Source organism: uncultured Acetatifactor sp. (genome assembly GCF_948601915.1).
Classification (GTDB): Bacteria; Bacillota; Clostridia; order Lachnospirales; family Lachnospiraceae; genus Acetatifactor.
Map to the genome: position 1 here is coordinate 1 of NZ_CAPDXS010000206.1, position 7025 is coordinate 7025.

A 7025-nucleotide genomic window follows, 5' to 3' on the forward strand; every position below is an offset into this window, starting at 1 on the left:
AGGCCGCTAACGGAACCATGTCCGAGAGCGACAGGAATGCTATCCAGAACGAGATTGATCAGCTGACCACGGAAATCGACCGTGTATCCACGACCACCAAGTTCAACGAGACCTATCTGCTGAAGGGTGCCAACGGCAGCGTGGCAGGCAGCCTGACTTACTCGAAAGTGGCTACGAGTCTGTCAACTTTGAGTAATAACGCCATTACTCTTGATACGCAGACAGGTACAGCTAAGCTTACCTTTGGCACTAAGCTTACTGGAAATGTGACTGCTTCGACACAGATTAACGGCCATGCCCTAACAGGTTTGAAGTTAAACGGTGCGGCGGCAACTAACACCAATTGGAGCGCAAAACAGATTACGGTAGGCAATACAACATATGTCTTGGTAGAGAGCACTTCCGCAAAAGTAGCTGGTAAGGACAAGGCTAGTGCGAGCGCTGTAGTAAAAGCAATCAACGATGCTAATATTAAAAGTAATGGCTCTGTTGTTGTGAAGGCATTCACCAGCATGGATCAATTGTCATCCGCAATCCGTCGTCAGTATGGTAGTGAGCTTAAATCTGTGACGGCTGTTTACGATGAGAATACTAGTGGCGGAACTATTGTATTGAAAGTAGAAGCCTTCGCCGACCTGAACGATGCCATCAACTTCAGCCTGCATGTAGGAGCCGACTCCTCCAGCGACAACAAGATCAGCGTGAACATCTCCATGATGAGTGCCAGAGGTCTTGGGGTCAACGGTCTGAACATCGGCGGCGACACTGTGGACAACGGAACGAAGGCTATCGACATCGTAGCAGACGCTCTGCAGAAGGTATCCGACCAGAGGGCTGCCCTGGGTGCCGTCCAGAACCGTCTGGAGCACACCATCGCCAACCTGGACAACGTAGTGGAGAATACCCAGTCCGCAGAGTCCGCAATCCGCGACACGGATATGGCTACCCAGATGGTTTCCTACTCCAACAACCAGATTCTGGCTCAGGCCGGTCAGGCAATGTTGGCGCAGTCCAACCAGGCGAACCAGGGCGTACTGTCCCTGCTTGGCTAATTCATAGCGGTAGGTTAGATACAAAAGAAAGAGCAACAATAATTCGAAAGCACGGTGCGGTTTTAACTGTACCGTGCTTTTTCTCCGCCCCCGAATTCCCGCAGTTTGCTGCGCAATAAATTGATGGCCTAATGATACGAGAATCTTTTATGTCAGTAATTGCACCAAAATTGCAAAGGTCTCTAAAATAATCGGGAATCTATCCGATATATGTATCAGTGGAGCGAAAATAGGAGGAGTCTGTTTTTTGGAATCCTGGTGCCGGAAACGGCAGTCTGTTTTCCGCTTATCCCCGGAAGATTGAAGCAATTCGCACGATTGCGGAGAGATTCCGACATCGGTTTGAGAGAGCCCGGACGTGCGAACCGGGCGAAGCCAGACCCCAACAGCCTCAAGGAAGAGGCATTTCATTCAAGGAGGAATATATTATGGTAGTACAACACAACTTAACGGCAATGAATTCCAACCGTATGCTGGGCCTTACCACTAAGACTCAGGCCAAGGCAACTGAGAAGCTGTCTTCCGGCTATCGCATCAACCGTGCGGCTGACGATGCTGCAGGTCTGGCTATCTCCGAGAAGATGAGGAAGCAGATTCGCGGCCTGACCCAGGCATCTTCCAATGCCCAGGACGGCATCAGTGCAGTGCAGACCGCAGAGGGTGCTCTGAACGAAGTGCACGACATGCTGCAGAGAATGAACGAGCTGGCAGTGAAGGCCGCTAACGGCACTATGTCCGAGAGCGACAGGAACGCTATCCAGAACGAGATTGATCAGCTGACCACGGAAATCGACCGTGTATCCACCACCACTAAGTTCAATGAGACCTATCTGCTGAAGGGTGCTAATGGCAGCGTGGCAGGAAGCCTGACCTATTCTAAGGTTGCGACTAGTTTAACGAACTTAAACTTTAATGGTACAGCTAATAATGGTGCTGTATCTTCTCTTGATACGCAGACAGGAACTGCTAAAATTTCTTTCGGTGAGAAGCTTACAGGATTGGTAATGAGTTATGATGGTATAAGCAAAAGTGGATCGCTCACAGCGGGAAGTACAACGAATCCCAGTGCTAACGGAATTAAATTGAGCGGTCAGGCAGCGACCAATACCAAGTGGACAGGACAGTCTGTTACGGTAGGCAATACCACATATCTGTTGATTGAGAGCACTTCTGCTGCAGATGCCAGCAAAGATAAGGCAAGTGCAAGTGCCGTTGCTAAGGCAATCAATGATGCTAAGCTTAAAGACAGTAATGGTTCCGTTAGTTATAAGGCATTTACCAGTATGGATCAGCTGACATCCGCAATCCGTCGTCAGTATGGTTCTGAGCTGAAGTCGGTTACTACTTTCTATGATGATACGACGAACACGATTGCCATTAAGGTAGAAGCCTTCGCCGACCTGAACGATGCCATCAACTTCAGTCTGCATGTAGGAGCCGACTCCTCCAGCGACAACAAGATTAGCGTAAACATCTCCATGATGAGCGCCAGAGGCCTTGGCGTCAACGGTCTGAACATCGGCGGCGACAGCGTGGACAACGGCACGAAGGCTATTGACATCGTTGCAGACGCCCTGCAGAAGGTATCCGATCAGAGAGCAGCTCTCGGTGCGGTGCAGAACCGTCTGGAGCACACCATCGCCAACCTGGACAACGTAGTGGAGAACACCCAGTCTGCAGAGTCCGCAATCCGCGATACGGATATGGCGACCCAGATGGTTTCCTACTCCAACAACCAGATTCTGGCTCAGGCCGGTCAGGCAATGTTGGCGCAGTCCAACCAGGCAAATCAGGGCGTACTGTCCTTGCTTGGCTAATCTGTAGCTGTAAATGACTGACAAAAGATAAAGCCATAAGGATTCAAAGGCACGGTGCATTTATTCTGTACCGTGCCTTTTCATATATTCACGGTGGCTGCTCGGCGCCCTGTTGCCCTTTTGCCGCAAAAAACTTTCTTCCTGTTGTATTTCCGGCAGTTTCCGATTATAATAGATACATTGGCAGAACGGAATGGAAAGGGCATGGGGAAATGGGAAATTACCTGAATACGACAGCGGTCTATGACACATATCGCAGAGAGCATAATAGTCCTTACTTTGTTGACAAGTCCAAGCTGTTGTGCGAGCTGTGCCCACGGGTAGATACCACCGCGAACTATATATGTGTCACCAGGCCCCGGCGTTTCGGCAAGTCCATGGCGGCCAATATGATGGCCGCCTTTTTTTCAAGAGCCTGTGATTCGGGAGCCTTGTTTCATAAGCTGAAAGCGGAAGCGCCGGAGCTTTGCCGCAATTATTTGGGCAGGTATGACGTCATTTTCATATCTTTTAATGAAATGCCCAGAAACTGTAAAAGCTATGGGCAGTATATCGAACGGATTGAGAACCGATTGCTGTAGGATTTGATGGAAGCATATCCGGAAGCGGGTATCAGAAAAGGGGATGCAGTCTGGGACGCCTTTCTTTCCGTATATCAGGTTTATGATTCCAAGCGCTTTCTGTTTGTCTTCGATGAATGGGATTTCATATTCCACAGACCTTTTGTATCTCAACAGGACAAAGCGGATTATATCGATTTTTTGAGCAATTTATTAAAAGGGAAGGCCTATGTCTCTTTGGCATACATGACCGGAATCCTGCCAATCGCGAAATACTCCAGCGGCTCGGAATTGAATATGTTTTTGGAATATATGATGGCTACCCGAGAGAAGTTCAGCGAATATTTTGGCTTCACGGAAGCGGAGGTGGATGACCTGTACCAAAGATATCTGGACATCGAGAAACTTCCGAAAGTGAGCCGGGAGGGGCTGCGGCTTTGGTATGATGGCTATCGGACCGCATCGGGCGCGAAAATATACAATCCGCGCTCCGTTGTGGGCGCACTGAGCGATAACCAGTTGGGCAGCTATTGGACGAGCAGCGGCCCTTATGACGAAATCTTTTATTATGTGGGTGCAAATGTGGATGCCGTAAGGGAGGATCTGGCGATAATGGTGTCCGGAACGCCGGTATCGGCAAAAGTGCAGGAATATGCCGCCACATCTATGAAACTGACCACAAGGGACGAGATTCTCTCGGCCATGGTTGTGTATGGATTTCTTACATACGGAGAGGGGAAAGTCAGCATTCCCAATAGGGAGCTGATGGAAAAGTACAATGATATGCTGCTGAAAGAGCCGTCCTTGGGCTATGTGAACCGGCTTGCCCGGATATCGGGAGAGATGCTGAGAGCGACACTGGAGGCTGATACGGACAAAATGGCTGAGATTCTGGAATTTGCCCATAATACAGAGACTCCGCTTTTGGCATATAATCATGAGACGGAATTGACTGCAATCGTTGCGCTGGTCTATCTGGCAGCCAGGGATTCTTACCGGATAGAGCGTGAGGATAAGGCAGGGATTGGTTATGTGGATTTTATTTTCTATCCGGAGACGGATCGAGGCGCGGACTGCATTATTCTGGAGCTGAAAGTGGAGGGCGGCCCGGACGATGCGCTGCGGCAGATTATAGATCGGAAATATGCCCTGAAGTTTGACGGAAGGCTGGGGGAGAGTCCGAGATATACCGGACGGATTCTGGGAGTCGGCATCGCGTATGACAGGGATACGAAGGCCCATTCCTGTAAGGTCGTTGTGCTGCGGAAAGCGTTGGGGTGAAGGGCTGCGCGAAGGATTTCGTGAAAGAGACGCCAGAGAGGATAATTCTGATATAGAAAGGAATATGCCGCATATGAGCAATCAGATTCTACTGACCATATCCATCCTGATTTCCAACCGTCCGGATACCGTGCGGAAATGTCTTGACTCTATTCAGCCGCTGCTGAAGAAGGTGCCCTCGGAGCTGATTCTGGTGGATACGGGATGCGGGGAACAGGTGCGGGGCATCATCGAGGAATACACGGACAAGATTGTGGACTTTGAATGGTGCAGAGATTTCTCCAAAGCCAGGAATGCGGGCCTGGAAAGGGCCAGAGGGAGATGGTTCATGTACATGGATGATGACGAATGGTTCGAGGATGTGACGGACATCATCCGGTTCTTCAATTCCGGCGAATACCGGATCTATGGTGTCGGGCTCTATTCGGTGCGAAATTATGTGTCGCTGGAGGGGACGGACTATACGGAGATGCTGGTGGGGAGGATGGTTCGCCTGGAGCCGGACATCCGTTTTATCTATAGGATCCACGAATGCTTCAGCAGGGCGCCGGGGAAGGCCAAGCGGCTGAATGCCTTTGTGCATCATTACAGTTATGTCTACCAGACAGAGGAGAAGGCCAGGGAGCATGCCATGCGCAATGTCAGCCTGCTTCTGGAGGAACTGGAGGAGCATCCCCGGAATATGAGGGTCACCCTGCAGCTGGCTCAGGAATATAATAGTCTCCACGACAGGGAGAAATCACTGGAGCTGTCCCTGCATGCCATCGGCCTGGCGGAAAGCGGCCCGGTGGAGGAGGACTACTGCCTGTCTTCCATATACGGCAATGTGGTGAACTGCTACATGACCCAGTACAGCTATGACGAGGCTATAGAAAAGGGCGAGCAGTACATAGAAAGCAGCCGAACGGACAGGATGGTGAAAGCCGTGATCGCGGGCCGCCTGGCAATCGCTTTCGTGGACAAGGAAAAGTATGAGAAAGCGCTGCATTATACGGCATTTTACTGGCAGGTCTATCAGGAATATCTGAAAAACAGAGACGCTTTCATGACATTTGACACACCTGTCACAAATACCTGCTTCCATGAGCGGAAGCGCACCCCTGTATTGGGCAATGGCGTGCGTGCCGCAGTGCACTGTGGGAAGGGGGATCTGGCCTGGACATGGTTCCGGGATATGAACTGGCAGTGGGACATCTATGAGCTGGACATGGGAGTGGTGCGGGACATTCTGGAGCGCATGCCCCAGGCAGGGGGACAGGAGCTGGCATATTATGAGAAAATGTGTAGCGAACTGGTAAAGCGCCCGGAGCTGGAGGAGTTCATAGTCGAGACCATTATGGAGAACTGTAATCCGGAGGAAACAATACCCGGCGAAAAACGGGAATCGGAATTCACGGACAGAATCGGGAACGCTGCCGCTTACAGGAATGTGGCATCCGGGCATTGGTCGCTGAAGCTGATCAGGCTGACAACAGCGGCGTTTGGGCCGGAGCCGGGAATAAGCTATACGGCAGAAGAAGCCGAAGACACGGCTTTGGAACTTTGGAAGATCAGAGAACAGACCATGTCCTGGATGAAAGCCTATGACATTGCCGGGGCGGTACGGCATTTCGGCGGACGATTTGCCCATGTGATGGAAGCGGTATCTTTCCCTCAGTGGGAAAAAGAGCTGACCCGATATTTTAGCCGGCATACATGGAGAGATACGGCGTGGCTGGCAGAGGCTTTTGCGGGGGAACAGGATCAGGACAGCATGCATATGCTCGCCTGGAGGGCCGCTTGCGGCATCAGCCGTGCAAGCGCAGCGGCAGCTACAGAATGTGAGGGGGCATCTGCCGACGGCCCGGAGGATTCATCCCGGCATCCGGAGGGCGGGGACACAGAACCGCTTGATGGCTCCGTGGAAAGAATGATGGACGGCCTGAGGGAATTCGCCCTGTGCAGGACGGCTCTATGCGAGAGGATCTACAGAGAGGAAGCTATCCGCGAGATGCCGGATGTGCTCCCGGAGGAGTATCGGGGGGCATACGCTATCCTGAATCTGCTGGAGAGGACGGAAGCGGCACAATATGCGGAGGCGGTGGAGTCTGTCCGCGAAATCAAGGATCTGCTTCCGGGGCTTGCCAATATCATGAGATATTACCTGAAATGGCTGGATACGCGGCTGGAACGGCAGAAAAGGGAGTCCACGCAGGCCGCGGGGGAATTCCAGGTGCTGGCCAGGCAGATCAAAGCCAGGGTCTATGCCCTGATGGATGCGGGGCAATACGAGGCGGCCCTGGGCGTGACAGAGCAGCTGCTGCCGCTCTTGCCGG

Annotated in this window: 3 protein-coding genes and 2 pseudogenes; all 5 read left to right on the plus strand. The window is 51.7% G+C overall.

Going from position 1 to position 7025, the window contains the following annotated elements:
* Window positions 1-122: pseudogene (locus tag Q2B33_RS24620) on the plus strand (flagellin); the annotation flags it as partial.
* Between the two features lie 489 nt (window positions 123-611).
* A complete protein-coding gene (locus Q2B33_RS22480) occupies window positions 612-1052 on the plus strand; it encodes a flagellin (protein ID WP_300914267.1) in 441 nt (146 codons plus the stop codon).
* A gap of 428 nt (window positions 1053-1480) precedes the next feature.
* Window positions 1481-2869, plus strand: coding sequence for a flagellin (locus Q2B33_RS22485; protein WP_300791548.1), 1389 nt, complete (start codon window positions 1481-1483; stop codon window positions 2867-2869).
* A 212-nt stretch (window positions 2870-3081) separates the two neighbouring features.
* Window positions 3082-4710: pseudogene (locus Q2B33_RS22490) on the plus strand (AAA family ATPase).
* A gap of 73 nt (window positions 4711-4783) precedes the next feature.
* Window positions 4784-7025 (plus strand): glycosyltransferase (locus Q2B33_RS22495; RefSeq protein ID WP_300823254.1); only part of this gene is annotated, 2242 nt, incomplete at its 3' end.

Bases quoted from the DNA above. Each gene is read 5' to 3' on its own strand.
- Q2B33_RS22485 (WP_300791548.1), top strand. From the start codon at position 1,481: ATGGTAGTACAACACAACTTAACGGCAATGAATTCCAACCGTATGCTG.